This window comes from Salmonella sp. 741265073_HBA (assembly GCF_046569105.1).
Classification (GTDB): domain Bacteria; phylum Pseudomonadota; class Gammaproteobacteria; order Enterobacterales; family Enterobacteriaceae; genus Salmonella; species Salmonella enterica.
Genome location: NZ_JBKFRY010000011.1, coordinates 66,004 through 83,296 on the forward strand (window position 1 = coordinate 66,004; position 17,293 = coordinate 83,296).

At 49.9% G+C, this 17,293-nt stretch carries 21 protein-coding genes; 11 read left to right on the plus strand and 10 right to left on the minus strand.

The window, feature by feature from the left end:
* Positions 1-16 precede the first annotated feature (16 nt).
* From ACLD3P_RS15425 to avrA, 9 genes are all read left to right on the plus strand, one after another.
* Entirely contained in the window at positions 17-259 is a 243-nt protein-coding gene (locus ACLD3P_RS15425) for a type III secretion system needle complex protein (protein WP_001143298.1), read from the plus strand.
* 18 nt (positions 260-277) lie between these two features.
* Positions 278-583 (plus strand): type III secretion system inner rod protein PrgJ, encoded by a 306-nt coding sequence (gene prgJ, locus ACLD3P_RS15430; RefSeq protein WP_000020431.1) that lies wholly within the window; start codon positions 278-280, stop codon positions 581-583.
* Complete coding sequence (gene prgK / locus ACLD3P_RS15435; RefSeq protein ID WP_000621238.1) at positions 580-1,338, plus strand: type III secretion system inner membrane ring lipoprotein PrgK; 759 nt, start codon at positions 580-582, stop codon at positions 1,336-1,338. Before prgJ ends, prgK begins: the two co-directional genes overlap by 4 nt.
* A complete protein-coding gene (orgA, locus tag ACLD3P_RS15440; RefSeq protein WP_001591231.1) occupies positions 1,310-1,909 on the plus strand; it encodes an oxygen-regulated invasion protein OrgA in 600 nt (199 codons plus the stop codon). The genes prgK and orgA overlap by 29 nt, the downstream gene beginning before the upstream one ends.
* Positions 1,866-2,537 carry a type III secretion system linker protein OrgB gene (orgB, locus tag ACLD3P_RS15445; RefSeq protein ID WP_000916655.1) on the plus strand — a complete coding sequence of 224 codons (672 nt, stop codon included), beginning with the start codon at positions 1,866-1,868 and terminating at the stop codon, positions 2,535-2,537. Before orgA ends, orgB begins: the two co-directional genes overlap by 44 nt.
* 15 nt (positions 2,538-2,552) lie before the next feature.
* Positions 2,553-3,005 carry a type III secretion system effector protein OrgC gene (locus ACLD3P_RS15450; protein WP_000612177.1) on the plus strand — a complete coding sequence of 151 codons (453 nt, stop codon included), beginning with the start codon at positions 2,553-2,555 and terminating at the stop codon, positions 3,003-3,005.
* A gap of 335 nt (positions 3,006-3,340) precedes the next feature.
* Positions 3,341-4,228 (plus strand): invasion transcriptional regulator HilC, encoded by an 888-nt coding sequence (gene hilC, locus ACLD3P_RS15455; protein ID WP_000243998.1) that lies wholly within the window; start codon positions 3,341-3,343, stop codon positions 4,226-4,228.
* A 384-nt stretch (positions 4,229-4,612) separates the two neighbouring features.
* Positions 4,613-5,368, plus strand: coding sequence for a transcriptional regulator SprB (sprB, locus tag ACLD3P_RS15460; protein ID WP_131046493.1), 756 nt, complete (start codon positions 4,613-4,615; stop codon positions 5,366-5,368).
* Between the two features lie 160 nt (positions 5,369-5,528).
* Positions 5,529-6,437, plus strand: a complete 909-nt coding sequence (avrA, locus tag ACLD3P_RS15465; protein ID WP_131046582.1) for a type III secretion system YopJ family effector AvrA — start codon at positions 5,529-5,531, stop codon at positions 6,435-6,437.
* A gap of 98 nt (positions 6,438-6,535) precedes the next feature.
* Here avrA and sitD read toward each other — a convergent pair whose 3' ends face one another.
* Genes sitD through sitA form a run of 4 tightly spaced genes read right to left on the minus strand, consistent with a single transcriptional unit; the run spans position 6,536 to position 9,967 of the window.
* Positions 6,536-7,384: an iron/manganese ABC transporter permease subunit SitD gene (gene sitD, locus ACLD3P_RS15470; RefSeq protein ID WP_069142299.1), complete on the minus strand. Its 849-nt coding sequence runs from the start codon at positions 7,382-7,384 to the stop codon at positions 6,536-6,538.
* The gene (gene sitC / locus ACLD3P_RS15475; RefSeq protein ID WP_001104336.1) at positions 7,375-8,235 is read right to left on the minus strand and encodes an iron/manganese ABC transporter permease subunit SitC; all 861 of its coding nucleotides are present in this window, start codon (positions 8,233-8,235) and stop codon (positions 7,375-7,377) included. Before sitC ends, sitD begins: the two co-directional genes overlap by 10 nt.
* Positions 8,232-9,053, minus strand: a complete 822-nt coding sequence (gene sitB, locus ACLD3P_RS15480) for an iron/manganese ABC transporter ATP-binding protein SitB (protein WP_000083153.1) — start codon at positions 9,051-9,053, stop codon at positions 8,232-8,234. The genes sitC and sitB overlap by 4 nt, the downstream gene beginning before the upstream one ends.
* Positions 9,050-9,967, minus strand: a complete 918-nt coding sequence (gene sitA / locus ACLD3P_RS15485) for an iron/manganese ABC transporter substrate-binding protein SitA (RefSeq protein ID WP_000182930.1) — start codon at positions 9,965-9,967, stop codon at positions 9,050-9,052. The genes sitB and sitA overlap by 4 nt, the downstream gene beginning before the upstream one ends.
* A gap of 181 nt (positions 9,968-10,148) precedes the next feature.
* On the opposite strand from sitA, the gene ACLD3P_RS15490 reads away from it, so the two are divergent.
* The gene (locus tag ACLD3P_RS15490; RefSeq protein ID WP_131046491.1) at positions 10,149-10,493 is read left to right on the plus strand and encodes a nitrous oxide-stimulated promoter family protein; all 345 of its coding nucleotides are present in this window, start codon (positions 10,149-10,151) and stop codon (positions 10,491-10,493) included.
* 61 nt (positions 10,494-10,554) lie between these two features.
* Here ACLD3P_RS15490 and flhA read toward each other — a convergent pair whose 3' ends face one another.
* The 6 genes from flhA to hypA all read right to left on the minus strand — a co-directional run bounded on the left by flhA (position 10,555) and on the right by hypA (position 16,540).
* Positions 10,555-12,633 (minus strand): formate hydrogenlyase transcriptional activator FlhA, encoded by a 2,079-nt coding sequence (flhA, locus tag ACLD3P_RS15495; RefSeq protein WP_000122692.1) that lies wholly within the window; start codon positions 12,631-12,633, stop codon positions 10,555-10,557.
* Between the two features lie 218 nt (positions 12,634-12,851).
* Positions 12,852-13,862: a hydrogenase expression/formation protein HypE gene (hypE, locus tag ACLD3P_RS15500; protein ID WP_001059962.1), complete on the minus strand. Its 1,011-nt coding sequence runs from the start codon at positions 13,860-13,862 to the stop codon at positions 12,852-12,854.
* Positions 13,859-14,980, minus strand: coding sequence for a hydrogenase formation protein HypD (gene hypD / locus ACLD3P_RS15505; protein WP_001212962.1), 1,122 nt, complete (start codon positions 14,978-14,980; stop codon positions 13,859-13,861). Before hypD ends, hypE begins: the two co-directional genes overlap by 4 nt.
* Positions 14,980-15,252, minus strand: coding sequence for a hydrogenase 3 maturation protein HypC (gene hypC, locus ACLD3P_RS15510; protein WP_000334871.1), 273 nt, complete (start codon positions 15,250-15,252; stop codon positions 14,980-14,982). Before hypC ends, hypD begins: the two co-directional genes overlap by 1 nt.
* Entirely contained in the window at positions 15,243-16,115 is an 873-nt protein-coding gene (gene hypB, locus ACLD3P_RS15515) for a hydrogenase nickel incorporation protein HypB (RefSeq protein WP_000337632.1), read from the minus strand. The genes hypC and hypB overlap by 10 nt, the downstream gene beginning before the upstream one ends.
* 68 nt (positions 16,116-16,183) lie before the next feature.
* On the minus strand, positions 16,184-16,540 hold the full coding sequence (hypA, locus tag ACLD3P_RS15520) for a hydrogenase maturation nickel metallochaperone HypA (protein WP_000544461.1): 357 nt from the start codon (positions 16,538-16,540) through the stop codon (positions 16,184-16,186).
* A 209-nt stretch (positions 16,541-16,749) separates the two neighbouring features.
* On the opposite strand from hypA, the gene hycA reads away from it, so the two are divergent.
* Positions 16,750-17,211 (plus strand): formate hydrogenlyase regulator HycA, encoded by a 462-nt coding sequence (gene hycA / locus ACLD3P_RS15525; protein WP_000158074.1) that lies wholly within the window; start codon positions 16,750-16,752, stop codon positions 17,209-17,211.
* Positions 17,212-17,293: the final 82 nt, after the last annotated feature.

Here is a 17,293-nt window from a genome sequence, read left to right on the forward strand (position 1 = left end):
AAATAAGGAAGTCATTATGCCAACATCTTGGTCAGGCTATCTGGATGAAGTTTCAGCAAAATTTGATAAGGGCGTTGATGATCTACAAACGCAGGTAACAGAGGCGCTGGATAAATTAGCAGCAAAACCCTCCGATCCGGCGCTACTGGCGGCGTATCAGAGTAAGCTCTCGGAATATAACTTGTACCGTAACGCGCAATCGAACACGGTAAAAGTCTTTAAGGATATTGATGCTGCCATTATTCAGAACTTCCGTTAATCAGTTATAAGGTGGATTATGTCGATTGCAACTATTGTCCCAGAGAATGCCGTTATAGGGCAGGCGGTCAATATCAGGTCTATGGAGACGGACATTGTCTCGCTGGATGACCGGCTACTCCAGGCTTTTTCTGGTTCGGCGATTGCCACGGCTGTGGATAAACAGACGATTACCAACAGGATTGAGGACCCTAATCTGGTGACGGATCCTAAAGAGCTGGCTATTTCGCAAGAGATGATTTCAGATTATAACCTGTATGTTTCTATGGTAAGTACCCTTACTCGTAAAGGAGTCGGGGCTGTTGAAACGCTATTACGCTCATGATTCGTCGATATCTATATACCTTTCTGCTGGTAATGACCCTTGCCGGCTGTAAGGATAAGGATCTTTTAAAAGGACTGGACCAGGAACAGGCTAATGAGGTCATTGCCGTTCTGCAAATGCACAATATAGAGGCGAATAAAATTGATAGCGGAAAATTGGGCTATAGCATTACCGTTGCTGAGCCTGATTTTACCGCTGCGGTGTACTGGATTAAAACTTATCAGCTTCCTCCCCGGCCACGGGTGGAAATAGCGCAGATGTTCCCGGCGGATTCGCTGGTATCCTCTCCGCGAGCTGAAAAGGCCAGGTTATATTCGGCTATTGAACAGCGACTGGAACAGTCATTACAGACGATGGAGGGCGTGCTCTCCGCCAGGGTCCATATTAGTTATGATATTGATGCTGGTGAAAATGGCCGTCCGCCAAAACCTGTTCATCTGTCGGCATTAGCCGTATATGAACGAGGTTCGCCGCTTGCGCATCAGATCAGCGATATCAAGCGTTTCTTAAAGAATAGTTTTGCCGATGTGGATTATGACAACATTTCTGTTGTGTTGTCAGAACGTTCTGATGCCCAATTACAGGCTCCCGGCACACCAGTAAAACGTAATTCTTTTGCAACCAGTTGGATTGTGTTGATTATTTTGTTATCCGTGATGTCAGCAGGCTTTGGCGTCTGGTATTACAAAAACCATTATGCCCGCAATAAGAAAGGCATAACGGCTGATGATAAGGCGAAATCGTCAAATGAATAGGCAGCCATTACCCATTATCTGGCAAAGAATCATTTTTGATCCGTTATCGTATATCCATCCTCAGCGGTTGCAGATAGCGCCGGAAATGATTGTCAGACCCGCCGCCAGGGCGGCGGCAAATGAGTTAATACTGGCGGCATGGCGGCTTAAGAACGGAGAAAAGGAGTGTATTCAAAACTCACTGACGCAGCTGTGGCTGCGTCAGTGGCGCCGACTGCCGCAAGTAGCGTATTTACTCGGTTGCCATAAACTGAGAGCCGATCTGGCAAGGCAGGGAGCCTTGCTTGGCCTGCCGGATTGGGCGCAAGCATTTTTGGCAATGCATCAGGGAACAAGTTTATCTGTCTGCAATAAGGCGCCGAATCACCGGTTTTTACTTAGCGTCGGGTATGCACAGTTAAATGCCCTGAATGAATTTTTACCTGAATCTTTAGCACAGCGTTTTCCTTTGCTTTTTCCTCCATTTATTGAGGAGGCATCGAAGCAGGATGCTGTAGAAATGTCAATTTTGCTACTGGCCTTACAATATGCTCAAAAATATCCCAATTCCGTCCCCGCTTTCGCCTGTTGAGGGGATACTGATAAAGCGTAAAACGCTGGAACGTTATTTCTCTATTGAAAGATTAGAACAGCAGGCGCATCAACGGGCTAAGCGTATTTTGCGAGAGGCGGAAGAAGAGGCAAAGACCTTGCGGATGTACGCCTATCAGGAAGGTTACGAGCAGGGAATGATAGACGCGTTACAGCAGGTCGCCGCTTATCTTACTGATAATCAGACAATGGCCTGGAAGTGGATGGAAAAAATACAGATTTATGCCCGCGAGTTATTTTCAGCTGCAGTCGACCATCCCGAAACGCTTTTAACCGTCCTGGATGAGTGGCTGAGGGATTTCGATAAGCCTGAGGGGCAACTTTTTTTAACACTACCAGTTAATGCGAAAAAAGATCACCAAAAACTGATGGTGTTGCTTATGGAGAACTGGCCTGGCACTTTTAATCTTAAATATCATCAGGAACAGCGCTTTATCATGAGTTGCGGCGATCAGATCGCAGAATTTTCACCTGAACAATTTGTTGAAACGGCAGTAGGCGTCATTAAGCATCATCTTGATGAACTTCCACAAGACTGCCGGACGATTTCTGATAACGCCATTAACGCACTTATTGATGAATGGAAGACAAAAACGCAAGCATTGTAAAATGGAGGTTATAAGGTGATACCGGGTACGATTCCGACTTCTTATTTGGTCCCGACAGCGGACACTGAAGCGACGGGTGTGGTTTCGTTGAGTGCCAGGGCCGCTATGCTGAATAATGTGGATAGCGCGCCTTTAAGCAATGGCGGCGACGTTGATCTTTATGATGCATTCTACCAACGACTTTTGGCGCTCCCTGAGTCAGCCTCTTCTGAAACGCTTAAAGATAGCATTTATCAAGAGATGAATGCCTTCAAAGATCCTAAAAGTGGTGATTCGGCTTTTGTTTCTTTTGAGCAGCAAACGGCTATGCTACAAAACATGTTAGCAAAAGTTGAACCGGGCACCCATTTATATGAGGCTTTAAACGGGGTATTAGTTGGTACAATGAATGCACAGTCACAAATGACCTCCTGGATGCAGGAGATTATTTTATCGGGCGGGGAAAACAAAGAGGCAATTGACTGGTGAACCCCCATTGCTGGCGATTTGTGATAAGGTATGGTGTATATATCAGCAAGTAATGCACCATGCCAGTGTATCTATCTTATTGATGTATATGGATTATTAAGGTCTCTGCCAGGCGTTTTATTCTGAAAGGATTATATTAATATTGTAAGCTTCCATTACAAAATTGTGCATAAAGTTTGTAAGAGTATCTTTTTGTGACAAAATGAACGCGCGTTGGAATGTAATTATTGGCTATAATAATAAAAAAATCGGATTTAAATCATCACTGTGAGTTTTAATTATTTGTTTATAAGAATATAACGATTTTGAGTTCCTTATAGCACACAGGATAAAATATGGTATTGCCTTCAATGAATAAATCAGTTGAGGCCATTAGCAATAATCACCTTCAACAGCCGAACAAATTTCCATTAATAAATGGATTAGCTGACGTAAGAGACTATTATGTCGCAAACTGCTTATTGTTTAAACTTAATAAAGGCAGTTTGCGAATTGAAAACGAATTTGGGGAGTTCATCGAACAATCTGCGCCGTGTTTATTTTTATTGGAAAAAGATCAAACAATCACGCTTAGTATGAGCGAAATAGAAGGGCATATTGATTTTTCTTCACTGGAAGTTTCCTATGACTTAATGCAAAAATTCTACAAAGTTTTTTACAGTACAAGAAACTACAATGATCGAGAGCTATCATTAAAAACGAAACCAAAGTATTTTTTTCATGCGGACTTGTTGCCAGGGATGAGTGATACTTTTGACTCTATTTTGCATGGTGTGGCATGTCCACGGGTTTGTAGTAATGTGAGTATTGATGATCATGATTATTCATATTTCTCATTGATGTATCTTATATCGGCATTTGTACGTAAGCCCGGTGGGTTTGATTTCCTTGAGCGAGCAATAAAAATTACGACAAAAGAGAAAGTTTATAACATTATTATCAGCGATCTCACCCGCAAATGGTCACAGGCTGAGGTGGCAGGAAAGCTGTTTATGAGCGTATCAAGTCTGAAGCGAAAACTGGCCGCTGAAGAGGTGAGTTTTAGCAAAATATACCTGGATGCTCGTATGAATCAGGCTATAAAATTATTACGTATGGGGGCTGGAAATATTTCACAAGTCGCGACGATGTGTGGCTATGATACGCCTTCTTATTTTATCGCTATTTTTAAACGGCATTTTAAGATTACACCGCTTAGCTTTATGCGTACGATGAACCATTGATTTGTGAAATTATTTTAAACGTTACTATCTGTTTGCGTTACAGATACCAAATATTTTTTTAATCGTAGTGTATATTTCAGTATCGCTACACCAGTGATATATAGTTAATGAAAGGGAATCGAAAGCGTTCATTGTCAGACATACATGGCCACCAGGCGTCGGGCAATCGTTGTACTCTAAGAGATTACAGTAAAGTAAAACAGCAAATTTAATCATTATCAGATTTGTAAAAGGAATTCATTTCGGTAACGACATTGCGCATGTAATAACGTATCTGGTCTTATTACCTTTGTAGTAAGAAGGCGTTATCTACTTGCGCAGTAGTCGCCCAGGAAGAAAAATTATTACCGAAGCTGTAGTCAGTTTTCAAAAAAGGATAAATAAATGAGAAATGTAATTATATACGGTATTAACTGGACTAATTGTTATGCCCTTCAGTCTATTTTTAAGCAAAAATATCCGGAAAAGTGCGTTAAAACGTGTAACTCATTAACCGCACTTTTGCATTCTCTATCCGATATGCCGGACGCCGGGCTGATTTTAGCTTTGAACCCGCATGAGCATGTTTATCTTTTTCATGCGTTGCAGGCGCGGTTGCAGAACCGTAAAGTTTTGGTAGTGGCAGATCGCTTGTATTATATCGATCGCTGTGTGCTGCAATATTTTGGCGTTATGGATTATGTTTTAAAAGACGAACTATCCTGCGCTATCCGCTCGGATCGAGAGAAGCTCCGTCTTCCGGAAGCCTGGCTGCGTTTCTGCCACAGGCCACAAAAGAAAACCGTGGCTGCTACGTATGCTTTTAATGTCGGCGAGACGCCGGAAGAGGTATTGTTTAATATCAATCAATACGCCTGGTGGAATCTACCTCCCGGCGTCACTCAGGCGAAATATGCGCTGCTGATATTATTATCCTCCGGACATCCAGCAATTGAACTGGCGAAAAAATTTGGTCTGGGAACAAAAACCGTCAGTATTTATCGTAAGAAGGTTATGTATCGTTTGGGGATGGACTCTTCACCGCTATCGCTGTTCCGGGGACTGAAACTAGACGCGCATTTACAGCGCACTGCTTTTGCACATAACCCTGGTGTACTTGACGATAATTGCGCGTTACCGATTGCGGTAGGAATGAATTAAAATATTTTTTATCATTTATGACCATGTGTTGAGCTTTTATTATAAAAAAGATTTTTTGAGTAGTAATTCTTATATATAATCATCTGGAGGTGATTGGTTGCCTGGCTCAATCATTGAGGCATATTTTTGCGGGCAATATATTGAATCTGAAAAGTTAAAGATGATATTTTCGGTGCAGGAGCTATCATGTGGAGGGAAAAGTATGCTAAGTCCTACGGCTCGTAATATGGGGGCGAGTTTATCGCCTCAGCCTGACGTCAGCGGGGAGCTAAACACCGAAGCATTGACCTGTATTGTTGAGCGTCTGGAAAGTGAAATTATAGATGGCAGCTGGATTCATATCAGTTACGAGGAAACCGATCTCGAAATGATGCCTTTTCTTGTTGCACAGGCCAATAAGAAGTATCCAGAGTTAAATCTTAAATTTGTTATGTCAGTCCATGAGCTTGTTTCCTCTATAAAGGAGACCAGAATGGAAGGCGTTGAATCTGCCCGATTTCTCGTAAATATGGGAAGTTCAGGTATCCATATTTCAGTCGTCGATTTTAGAGTTATGGACGGAAAGACATCGGTGATTTTGTTCGAACCAGCAGCGTGTAGCGCTTTTGGACCTGCTTTACTGGCGTTGAGGACCAAAGCAGCTCTTGAACGTGAACAACTGCCTGATTGTTATTTTGCTATGGTCGAGCTGGACATTCAACGAAGCTCTTCTGAATGTGGTATTTTTAGCCTGGCGCTCGCCAAAAAACTTCAGCTTGAATTTATGAACTTAGTAAAAATTCATGAAGATAATATTTGTGAATGTCTGTGTGGTGAAGAACCTTTTCTCCCGTCTGATAAAGCAGACCGTTATCTGCCGGTGAGTTTTTACAAACATACTCAAGGCGTACAACGATTAAATGAATATGTGCAGGCCAATCCGGCGGCGGGAAGCAGTATAGTAAACAAAAAGAATGAAACGCTTTATGAGCGATTCGATAACAATGCCGTTATGCTAAACGATAAAAAACTCTCTATATCCGCTCATAAAAAAAGGATAGCTGAATATAAGTCTTTGCTTAAACCGTAATGAAATTATGAGGTCGCCTGCCAGAGGAAATCCTTCCAGCGCCATAAAACTACTCTATATTATGACCGTATGTTTCCTGAATAGCAGGCAATAAAGTGTTAACCTTGCGCCTCTGGTACGATTTCATTACGCCTGTCGCGCCATGTTGCGTAAATAAATGCCGCAATAAACACGATGGCAAATAATACCACGATGGTCGGCGCTGGCGCGCTATCAAGATAAAAAGACAGATAGACGCCCGCAAAAGCGGTAATAACTGACAGACTCACCGCTAATCCCAGCGCGCGCGCAAAGCGTCGCGTCAGCAAAATGGCAATTGCGCCGGGGGCGATAAGCAGTGAGATTGACAGAATAATGCCCACCGATTTCAGCGTGGCGACGATAGTCAGCGCAATCATACATAGCAGGCCATAATGCAGTAGCGTGGTATTCAGCCCGCTGGCTTTCGCCTGGTGCGGGTCAAAAGCGTGTAGCAGGAGATCTTTCCATTTCAGCCCTATGATTAACGCAATACCCAGTGCAATAACCGACGTTTGTACGATATCCCCCAGCGATATGCCCAGCATATCCCCAAACAGGATGTGATCCAGATGCACTTCCGATTGAATAGAAACATAGAGCACCAGACCTGCGCCAAACATCCCGGAAAAGACGATGCCCATCACCGTATCACGTTTGATGCGGCTGTTATCGTCCAGATAACCGGTCGCGATAGCGCAAAATAATCCGGCAATGAAAGCGCCAATCGCCAGGGGGATCCCCACAATATATGCCAGCACGACCCCGGGGAATACCGCATGACTCATTGCATCGCCCATTAACGCCCAGCCTTTTAACACTAAAAACACGGACAGTAAGGCGCAGGGAATCGCCACAATGACCGAAACCATAAGGGCGTTCACCATAAAATCAAATTGAAAGGGTTCCAGTAACGTTGTTAAGAACATGTCGGCTCCTTCTGCAGGCGGGCGCGTCGACGGTTGGCTAACAGACCGTGTTTCGGGGCGAAAATAAAGGCTGTGATGAACAGTAAGGTTTGCATGACGACAATAATTCCACCCGTGGCGCCATCCAGCCAGTAGCTAAGCCATGCGCCCAGAAAACTGGTCAGGCTACCAATCACGACGGCAATCATGAGCAGACGTGGAAAACGGTCGGTGAGTAACCAGGCCGTCGCGCCCGGCGTGACGACGAGACAGATCACCAGGAACGCCCCAACGGTTTGCAGGGCCGCCACGGTAGAGACGGACAATAGAGTGAAAAACAACAGCTTTAGTCGACCCGGATTAAGCCCGATAGAACGCGCATGGGTCTCATCGAAAAAGACGACCATCAGATCTTTCCACTTTAACAGCAGAATAGTCAGCGAGACCGCGCCGATAATCGCCAGTTGCGCAATATCCGCTGGCGCGATCGCCAGCACGTTGCCGAGAATAATCGTCTGGATATTCACCGACATCGGATTGAGCGACACCATAAAAAGGCCGACGCCAAAAAAAGAGGAGAAGATAAGCCCGATAATCGCGTCTTCTTTCAGGCGTGAGCGTTGGTTAAGAAAGAGCATACTGCCTGCCGCCAGTCCGCCGGAAAGAAACGCGCCGAGCGAGAAGGGCAGCCCTAACATCCAGGCGCCAGCAACGCCAGGCACAATAGAGTGAGATAGCGCATCGCCAATGAGCGACCAGCCTTTGAGCATCAAATAACAGGAGAGAAACGCGCACAGACCGCCCACCATCGCGGAGACCCACATCGCGTTGAGCATATACTGGTAGCCAAACGGCTCAACAAGCCAGTTCATGACGATTTTCCTCCGCTGGCCACGCGCCGGGAAATAAAGGGGCGCTCGTCATCGGTAATGATGTGCTCTTCGCCTCCGCTTAGCGCGATATGACGTAGAACGCCGCTAAACGCCTGTTCCAGATTCGCGGCGGTAAATGTGGTTTCGGTAGGGCCGCTGGCCAGTACGGTTCCTTTAATCATTACCGTATAGTCGCAAAACTCGGTGACGGAGCCGAGATTATGCGTTGAGACCAGCATCGTGCGGCCTTCATCGCGCAGTTCCCGCAGTAGATCGATGATTCGCGCTTCGGTTTTTACATCCACGCCGGTAAAAGGTTCATCCAGCAGGATTACCTGTCCATCCTGAGCGATGGCCCTGGCAAGAAACACACGTTTTTTCTGCCCGCCGGACAGCTCGCCAATCTGCCGGTGACGATATTCCTGCATATCCACCCGCGCCAGCGCGGCGTCAACACAGGCGTGATCATGCGCAGTGGGACGGCGTAGCCAGCCCATATGGCCGTAGCGTCCCATCATCACCACATCTTCTACCAGCACCGGAAATGACCAGTCCACTTCTTCCGATTGTGGAACATAAGCAATGAGGTTTTTTTTCAGCGCCTTGTTGACTGACTGTTGCAGGATAGTGATATCGCCCTGCGCAAGATGCACAAAGCCCATTAACGCTTTAAATAACGTAGACTTACCGGAACCATTTACGCCTACCAGCGCGGCGATTGAACCGCCAGGCACCTGAAAAGTGGCGTCCCGTAGGGCGGTATGACCGTTGCGATACGTCACCGTGACCTGATCAACGGTAATCGCAGATTGACTCATTGTTGACTCCTCAGTCCGTCGTTAATGCCGTTGACGATGGTTTCGGTCGTGACGCGCAGCAGATCCAGATAGGTTGGCACAGGGCCGTCAGCGGCGCTCAGAGAATCGACATACAGCACGCCGCCATAATGCGCGCCGGATTCACGCGCGACCTGGCGGGCCGGTTTATCGGAAACCGTACTCTCGCTAAAGATGGCGGGAATATGGTGCTTTTTAATGGTATCAATCACTTTACGCACCTGTTTTGGCGTCCCCTGTTGATCGGCGTTAATTGGCCAGAGATAAAGCTCTTTCATGTCGTTATCGCGCGCCAGGTAAGAGAACGCGCCTTCACTGGTGACCAGCCAGCGCTGATCGGCGGGAATTTTTTCCAGTTCGGCACGCAACGGATCGGCCATCTGGCGAATTTTCGCTTTATAGCGTTCGGCGTTTTGCTTATAGATCTGCGCATTATCCGGATCGTACTTCACCAGGGCGTCGCGAATGTTATCGACATAAATCAGCGCGTTTTCTGCCGACATCCAGGCGTGCGGGTTCGGTTTACCGTTATACGGGCCTTCGGTAATGCCCATCGGTTTGACACCGGTGGAGACGACGACTTCCGGCACGCCGGAAAGGTGCTGATAAAAGCGGGCGAACCATCGCTCCAGGTTCAGACCATTCGCGAGGATAAGCTGTGCCCCCTGCGCTCGTTTAATATCGCCGGGCGTTGGCTGATACTCATGGATTTCAGCGCCGGGCTTGGTAATTGAGCTGACTTCCGCTGCGTCGCCCGCCACGTTTTTCGCCATGTCGGCAATAACGGTAAACGTGGTGATGACTTTAAATTTCTCTTTTGCATAGGCTGGCGATAGCGCGAGTATCGCAACAATACCGGCAATCAGGAGTGTTTTCAGACGATGTAGATTCGTCATAGTATCCCTCGCAACAATGTGGTTAATTAATCATCGAATATAGCCTTTGCTATGTTATATAGCACAAGGCATGAATAAATGAAAATAATTCTTATTTGCGTAATGGCGACGATATGCAGTGATAGTGCTAAAGAGGGATAAAGTGTAAAATAAATACATCTTAATGTTCGGAGAGAGCACGATGCCTGGTAAACGTATCGCTCGTGAAAAACTGACGATCAAAAAAATGATCGCGCTGTATGAAAGCCAGTGTCCACAGGCGTCAGCGGGGCAGGGGCATTACGACGCGCTGTTCGCCTACGCGCAAAAACGTCTTGATAAATGTGTATTTGGCGAGGAAAAACCCGCCTGTAAGCAGTGCCCGGTGCACTGCTATCAGCCGGCTAAACGCGAGGAGATGAAGCAGATTATGCGTTGGGCAGGTCCGCGAATGCTTTGGCGACACCCTGTCCTGACCGTGCGGCACCTTATCGACGATAAGCGCCCCGTTCCGGAATTGCCGGAAAAATATCAGCGCAAGAAGTGAAGGGGAAGCGCCAGGCCTACGGCGCGCATCATCTCCAGGCCGGATCAGATCCGGCAACCCGTTACGCTAACGCGTCTTTATCAATACCCAATCGCTTCATACGCGACAGCAGGGTGGTTCGTTTAAGCCCCAGACGCTGCGCCGCGCCTTTTGGTCCAGCCACTACGCCATTGGTCTCTTTCAGCACACGTATAATAAGCTGATATTCATCTTCGCCTTCTTTGGCGCTTTCAGTCGCAACAGGCGAGGTATCGGGCGTTACGGCGGTAATATCCGGCAGCGACAGTTGTAGCACATTGCCGCGCGTCAGCAGCACGGCGCGCTCGACGACATTCTCCAGCTCACGAACGTTCCCCGGCCATTCCATGCTGCTGAGCGTGCGCAGCGTTTCGGCGGGAATGCTGTCGATATTACGCCCCATTCGGCGGGCGATTTTGAAGGTGAACGCTTTGACCAGTAGTGGAATATCTTCCGGACGTTCGCGTAACGGAGGAAGCTGGATCGGAAAAACATTCAGCCGATAGTAGAGATCGTTACGGAATTCGCGATCGGCGACCATTTTTTTCAGATCGCGGTTAGTCGCGGCGATCAGCCGCACGTCGGTCTGGATCAGTTTATTGCTGCCGAGACGTTCAAACTCTTGCTCCTGAAGGACGCGCAGCAGCTTAGGCTGTAGCTCCAGCGGCATGTCGCCCACTTCATCCAGAAACAGCGAGCTTTTATCCGCCAGCTCGAAACGGCCAATCCGCTGCGCGCTGGCGCCGGTAAACGCGCCGCGCTCATGACCAAACAAATCGCTTTCCAGCAGCCCCGCCGGCATCGCGGCGCAGTTCATCTTTACCATCCTGCGCCCGCTACGTCCGCTCAGGTTGTGAATGGCGCGGGCAATCAACTCTTTACCGGTTCCCGTTTCACCCAGAATCAGCACGGTACTGTCGCTCTGCGCCACCATCTCAACCTGCTTTAGCACGTTGTACATCGCTTCGCTGCGCCCGATGATCTCGCCAAACTCGCTGTCGACGTTATTAAGCTGCTCCGTGAGCGCCAGATTTTCGTCGACCAGGCGTTCCTTCAGGCGGTGGATTTCCTGATAGGCCAGCGCATTATCCACGGCAATGGCTACCCGTTCGGCAATCTGACGCAGCAGCTTGAGGTTGGCGGTGGTAAACACTTTTTCTTCGCACTGGGCCAGTTTGAGCACGCCAAGCATCGTCTTGCCGGACATCAACGGCAGCAGGCAAAGCGTCTGGATCTGATTGCCCCAGGTATCGAACAGCATGCGTTCGTAGGGGGCAAGCGGATCGCGTTCGTTGAGGTTGATAAGCAGCATCTCTTTACTTTTAAAGACGCGCTCCGTGAGCGTGCCGGCTTCGTCGACTTCGCTCTGTTCGTGCGCCGGATGATGCTCATCAAGGTAGTGGGTGGAGTAGATATTCAGCTTATTTTTGCGATGGCTGCGCAACACGATGCTGATTGCGTCGATATTGAAATAGTGGTGGATCTCTTTTGCGACTTCGCTTACCAGTTCATCAATATCCAGACGCGACAGGACGGCGTTAGTAATCGCAACCAGAATACGGAAGTTATCGCGTTCGCGGCACAACAGATCATAATCGACATTATTGTTTACCCGGTTTTGAATTTGCTCGGCGACCACGCCGACAATTTGGGTAAACGTATGCAGACGGTCATATTCCTTTTCACTCCAGGGACGATCTTCCTGACGGATGAATTCGCAGCCGCCGAAAATACGGCCCTCCGCGGCTAAAGGAAGCAGACAGTAATGACCAAATTCAGGGTAGAGGCCGCTCGCGGCAAGCTGCGGCCAGGTTTCGGTAAACTCATGGAAATTACAGTGCAATGCATCGGGGCGAGAAAGGATGCGACGTACCGGGCCGTGCGCCAGTACGGTTTCATCTTCATATTCAACAGGACGGCCATTTTCTCGCGTCGCATAATATTGTGCGCGTTGCGACTGCGCCTGCCATAGCACAATGCCGGCGCTGTCGGCGAGCGCTGAACGCTTTACCAGTTGCGAAAGCGCTTCACTGAGCGACGCCAAATCGGGCTGCTGCAATAAGGTACGAGTGATATCGAACAAGCCTTGCTGTCCAAGATCGCTCATGGGTGTATACGACATGTTGCTTTTCCAGGAAAATACCGCAAAACGGTGCGAAAACGGTAAATGAATTATAGGTATAAGTCGTAAGTTATTGCCGGATGGCTGACCGCAAACTCGCTGGTCACACACTCCGTAGGCCTGATAAGCAAAGCGCCATCAGGCGTTAATGCAGCGTTAATGCCGGATGTCGACGCAAATGCGTCTTATCCGGCCTACAGTATGCTGCCAACAGGCTGCTAGCATATACGAGGTAATGGTTCGGCGTGTGGCAAATCAAGGGTTCGCTTCACGCCATAGAGTCCGGCTAAGCGAACGCCTTTGCGTTCCACGACTTCGCCAATCAGCGCCGCATCACGTCCCAGCGGATGCGCGCGTAATGCCGCCAACGCCCGATCTGCGGCCTGCCGTTCAACGGCAATCACCAGTTTTCCTTCGTTGGCAAAGTTCAGGGCATCCAGCCCCAACAGCTCGCAGACGCCGCGCACGGCAGGTTTGAGCGGCAGTGCGGATTCGGACAATTCAATACCGTAACCGCAGGACGCCGCAAACTCATGGGCGACCGCATTCACGCCGCCGCGCGTGGCGTCACGCAATGCCTTCACTCCGTCAATATGACGCAGCGTCTGAATAAGCGGCGTTAATACTGCGCAGTCGCTCGCCAGCTCGCCATCCAGTCCCAGTTGCTCACGCAGGTTGAGGATAGTGGCGCCGTGATCGCCAAGCGTACCGCTGACTAACAGCACATCGCCAACGCTCAGCGTTTGCGCGCCCCAGCGAATATCGGCGGGAATCGCCCCCATGCCGGCAGTGTTGATAAATAATTTGTCCGCCGCGCCGCGCTGCACAACTTTGGTGTCGCCGGTTACAATGGCGATACCCGCTTCCCGCGCGGTCGCCGCCATGCTATTGACCACGCTTTTTAACGTCTCCATCGGCAGCCCTTCTTCAAGGATAAAGCCGCAGGAGAGATAGCGGGGGATCGCGCCGCTCACCGCTACGTCGTTCGCCGTACCGCAAATCGCCAGTTTGCCGATATTGCCGCCGGGGAAAAAGAGCGGATCGATCACATAGCTATCGGTAGAAAACGCCAGACGGTCGCCCTCCGCCGTCAGTTGCGCCAGCTCCAGACGCGCCTGATCTTCTTGTTCCGCCAGCCACGGGTTGGCAAAGGCCTCCATAAACAGGCTATTAATCAACTGTTGCATAGCCTGGCCGCCGCTGCCGTGGGCGAGTTGTATATTGTTCAAACTTCACACTCCTGCTGACGATACTGATACCAGGCGGCGCATGCGCCTTCGGAAGAGACCATCAGCGCGCCGAACGCGGTCTCTGGATTACATGTTTTACCAAATAGCGGGCACTGATGCGGCTTGCATCTGCCGGTCAGCACTTCGCCGCAGCGGGCGCGCGGATCGTCATAGACCTGCTGCGGCGCTGGGCGGAAATGCGCTTCGGCGTCAAAGCGCTGATACTCTGGCGTCAGGTGGACGCCGGAGGATTCAATTACGCCCAGACCGCGCCACTCGCTGTCGCCATTAACGCAGAACACATCGGCGATGGCCTGCTGCGCCAGCATGTTTCCGGCATCCGGCACCACGCGACGGTATTGGTTTTCAACCTGGCTTAGGGCCGCTATTTTCTGCTCAACCAGCATGACCACGCCTTGCAGTAGATCAAGCGGTTCGAATCCAGCCACCACCAGCGGGCGATTAAAATCGGCGGCGATAAACTGGTACGCCTCGGTGCCGATGACCATGCTGACGTGGCCTGGCGCAAGAAAGGCGTCAATGCCGTTGTCCGGCTGCTCCAGTAGGCTACGCAGCGTCGGGATCAGCGTAATGTGCTGGCAGAAAAAGTAGAAGTTTCGCACGTCACGCTGTTTTGCCTGCTGTAGCGTGATGGCGGTGGTCGGCATGGTGGTTTCAAAGCCCAGCCCGAAAAATACCACTTTGCGGGTCGGGTTATCCTGCGCCAGCTTCAGCGCGTCCATCGGAGAATAAACAATACGGACATCCGCGCCGCGCGCTTTAGCCTGCAACAGAGAACCCTGTTTCCCCGGCACGCGCATGGCATCGCCAAAGGTGCAGAAAATCACCTCCGGATGGCTGGCGATTTCCACGCAACTGTCGATGCGTCCCATCGGCAGCACGCAGACCGGACAACCGGGGCCGTGAATAAACTCCACGTTTTCGGGCAGTAACTGATCGAGACCAAATTTAAAAATTGCGTGGGTATGACCCCCGCAGACTTCCATAATGCGCAACGGACGTTCGGCAGTGTAAGGAAGAAGGGCGGCGCGTTCACGCAGGTGTTCAATGAGCTGCATCACCTGTTCCGGCGCACGGTACTCGTCAACAAAACGCATTATCTCTCCTCACCATACAGCAGTGCGCCGACGTCCGGCTCAACATCAAACATATTTTGTAGCGCGTCGAGCGTGTCGCGCGCTTCCGCTTCGTTAATGACGCTCATGGCGAATCCGACATGAACCAGCACCCACTGACCCAGACGCGGCTGACCGTTTTCATCACAACTGCCGACTAATGTGAGATCGACGTCGCGCTGAATACCGCAGACGTCAACTTTTGCCTGATTGCCGTCAATGGCGCGGATTTGACCCGGCACGCCTATGCACATCGCTGCGCCTCCAGCCAGGCCAGCCACTGATCCATGCCTTCGCCGCTGGTGGCGGAAATCAGGATAATTTCAATCTCCGGGTTCACTTCACGCGCGCTGGCGATGCACTTCTCAACGTCAAAATTGAGGTAGGGCAGCAGATCGACTTTATTGAGCAGCATGAGCGACGCAGCGGCAAACATATGGGGATATTTCAGCGGTTTATCTTCACCTTCGGTTACGGAAAGCACTGCGACTTTATGCTTTTCGCCCAGATCGAAGCTGGCCGGGCAGACAAGATTACCGACGTTTTCGATAAACAGAATACCGCGGTCATCCAGCGGCAGGCGCGGCGCGGCGTCGGCGATCATTTGCGCGTCAAGATGGCAGCCTTTACCGGTGTTGACCTGAATGGCGGGCGTGCCGGTAGCACGGATGCGGGCGGCGTCGTTCACTGTCTGCTGGTCGCCTTCAATCACCGCGCACGGTACACGGTCTTTCAATTTCATCAGCGTTTCGGTCAGCAGGGTGGTTTTACCGGACCCGGGGCTGGACACCAGGTTGAGCACCAGTTGCTGGCGGGCGGCGAAACGGGCGCGGTTGCGCTCAGCCAGACGATTATTTTTGTCCAGCACGTCGATTTCAACCTCCAGCATCCGCCGCTGACTCATACCAGGCGCGTGGGTTCCGGCTTCGCCGTGGCCGTAATGCAGATCGCCTTCTGCGGTCTGACTTGGGGCAAAGTCAGGCTTTTTAATGCCGGTAATATTCAGCGCCGGGCGAGCCGCTGGGGCAAAGGGCGCGCTACGAAACGCTGAGTGCGGATTATGTTCATCGCCTTCTATATAAAGGTTGCCTTCAGCGCAACCGCAAGTCGTACACATCGCTTACTCCTGATCTTTTTCTTGTTACAGGCTTTCTGCCGGATGGCGACGCGAGCGTCTATCCGGCATTAATCTTCAGTTTCATCAATCTCTATGCGCCGAATTTGTAAGCCGTCATCGGCCACAATTCGCAGCGTATCGCTATGACATTGCGGACAACGACGTACACGGTGGGTTAACAACGTGACATATTGTTGACAATGCTCACACCAGCATTCGGCTTCCTGTTCTTCGAGGTGCAGTTTACAACCTTCTGCTATCGTGCCGCGGCATACCAGATCAAAACAAAAGGAAAGAGCGCTGGTTTCCACGCAAGAAAATGCGCCAATTTTGATCCAGACGGCTGTCACACGTTTTGCACCGTATGCTGAAGCCTGTTGTTCAATCAATTCCAGTGCCCGTTGGCAGAGGGTGATTTCGTGCATATCGCCTCCCGTAGTGGTTGCCCCTGTAAAGCAATATTTATGCCAATATTTTTATCCCCTGGCAGTTTAATGTCGACGATGACGAAATGACATGTCGTCACCGCGTCGAAACGGCAGTTACTGTGTGCTTCTGCCATTAAAAACAATAAGTTAAAAATTGGCATGGAAAATGCTTAACGCAGGCATCTCTGTTAAACGGGTAACCTGACATGACTATTTGGGAAATAAGCGAAAAGGCCGATTACATCGCGCAACGGCATCGTCGCCTACAGGACCAGTGGCATATTTACTGCAACTCGCTGGTTCAGGGGATCACCCTCTCGAAAGCGCGCCTGCATCACGCAATGAGCTGCGCGCCGGAAAGGGATCTTTGCTTTGTCCTGTTTGAGCACTTTCGTATTTACGTCGCGTTGGCGGATGGTTTTAACAGCCACACCATTGAGTACTACGTTGAAACCAAAGATGGCGAAGATAAGCAATTGATTGCACAGGCGCAGCTCGATATCGACGGCAAGGTTGATGAACGGGTTAACAACCGCGATCGCGAGCAGGTGCTGGAGCACTATCTGGAAAAAATCGCCAGCGTTTACGACAGCCTCTATACCGCTGTAGAAACCAACTCGCCGGTTAATTTGCGTCAATTGGTAAAGGGTCACAGCCCGGCGGTATAAGCCTGAGGCGTTGCCCGCTTTGATTCGCGATGTGGCGTTGCGCCACGTCATGAATGTTTTGGGGATGGGCGTGTCGATAAGT

Coding starts and splice junctions, on each gene's coding strand:
- ACLD3P_RS15425 (WP_001143298.1), top strand. CDS start 17: ATGCCAACATCTTGGTCAGGCTATCTGGATGAAGTTTCAGCAAAATTT.
- prgJ (WP_000020431.1), top strand. CDS start 278: ATGTCGATTGCAACTATTGTCCCAGAGAATGCCGTTATAGGGCAGGCG.
- prgK (WP_000621238.1), top strand. CDS start 580: ATGATTCGTCGATATCTATATACCTTTCTGCTGGTAATGACCCTTGCC.
- orgA (WP_001591231.1), top strand. CDS start 1,310: ATGATAAGGCGAAATCGTCAAATGAATAGGCAGCCATTACCCATTATC.
- orgB (WP_000916655.1), top strand. CDS start 1,866: ATGCTCAAAAATATCCCAATTCCGTCCCCGCTTTCGCCTGTTGAGGGG.
- hilC (WP_000243998.1), top strand. CDS start 3,341: ATGGTATTGCCTTCAATGAATAAATCAGTTGAGGCCATTAGCAATAAT.
- sprB (WP_131046493.1), top strand. CDS start 4,613: ATGAGAAATGTAATTATATACGGTATTAACTGGACTAATTGTTATGCC.
- avrA (WP_131046582.1), top strand. CDS start 5,529: ATGATATTTTCGGTGCAGGAGCTATCATGTGGAGGGAAAAGTATGCTA.
- sitD (WP_069142299.1), bottom strand. CDS start 7,384: ATGTTCTTAACAACGTTACTGGAACCCTTTCAATTTGATTTTATGGTG.
- sitC (WP_001104336.1), bottom strand. CDS start 8,235: ATGAACTGGCTTGTTGAGCCGTTTGGCTACCAGTATATGCTCAACGCG.
- sitB (WP_000083153.1), bottom strand. CDS start 9,053: ATGAGTCAATCTGCGATTACCGTTGATCAGGTCACGGTGACGTATCGC.
- sitA (WP_000182930.1), bottom strand. CDS start 9,967: ATGACGAATCTACATCGTCTGAAAACACTCCTGATTGCCGGTATTGTT.
- ACLD3P_RS15490 (WP_131046491.1), top strand. CDS start 10,149: ATGCCTGGTAAACGTATCGCTCGTGAAAAACTGACGATCAAAAAAATG.
- flhA (WP_000122692.1), bottom strand. CDS start 12,633: ATGTCGTATACACCCATGAGCGATCTTGGACAGCAAGGCTTGTTCGAT.
- hypD (WP_001212962.1), bottom strand. CDS start 14,980: ATGCGTTTTGTTGACGAGTACCGTGCGCCGGAACAGGTGATGCAGCTC.
- hypC (WP_000334871.1), bottom strand. CDS start 15,252: ATGTGCATAGGCGTGCCGGGTCAAATCCGCGCCATTGACGGCAATCAG.
- hypB (WP_000337632.1), bottom strand. CDS start 16,115: ATGTGTACGACTTGCGGTTGCGCTGAAGGCAACCTTTATATAGAAGGC.
- hypA (WP_000544461.1), bottom strand. CDS start 16,540: ATGCACGAAATCACCCTCTGCCAACGGGCACTGGAATTGATTGAACAA.
- hycA (WP_000158074.1), top strand. CDS start 16,750: ATGACTATTTGGGAAATAAGCGAAAAGGCCGATTACATCGCGCAACGG.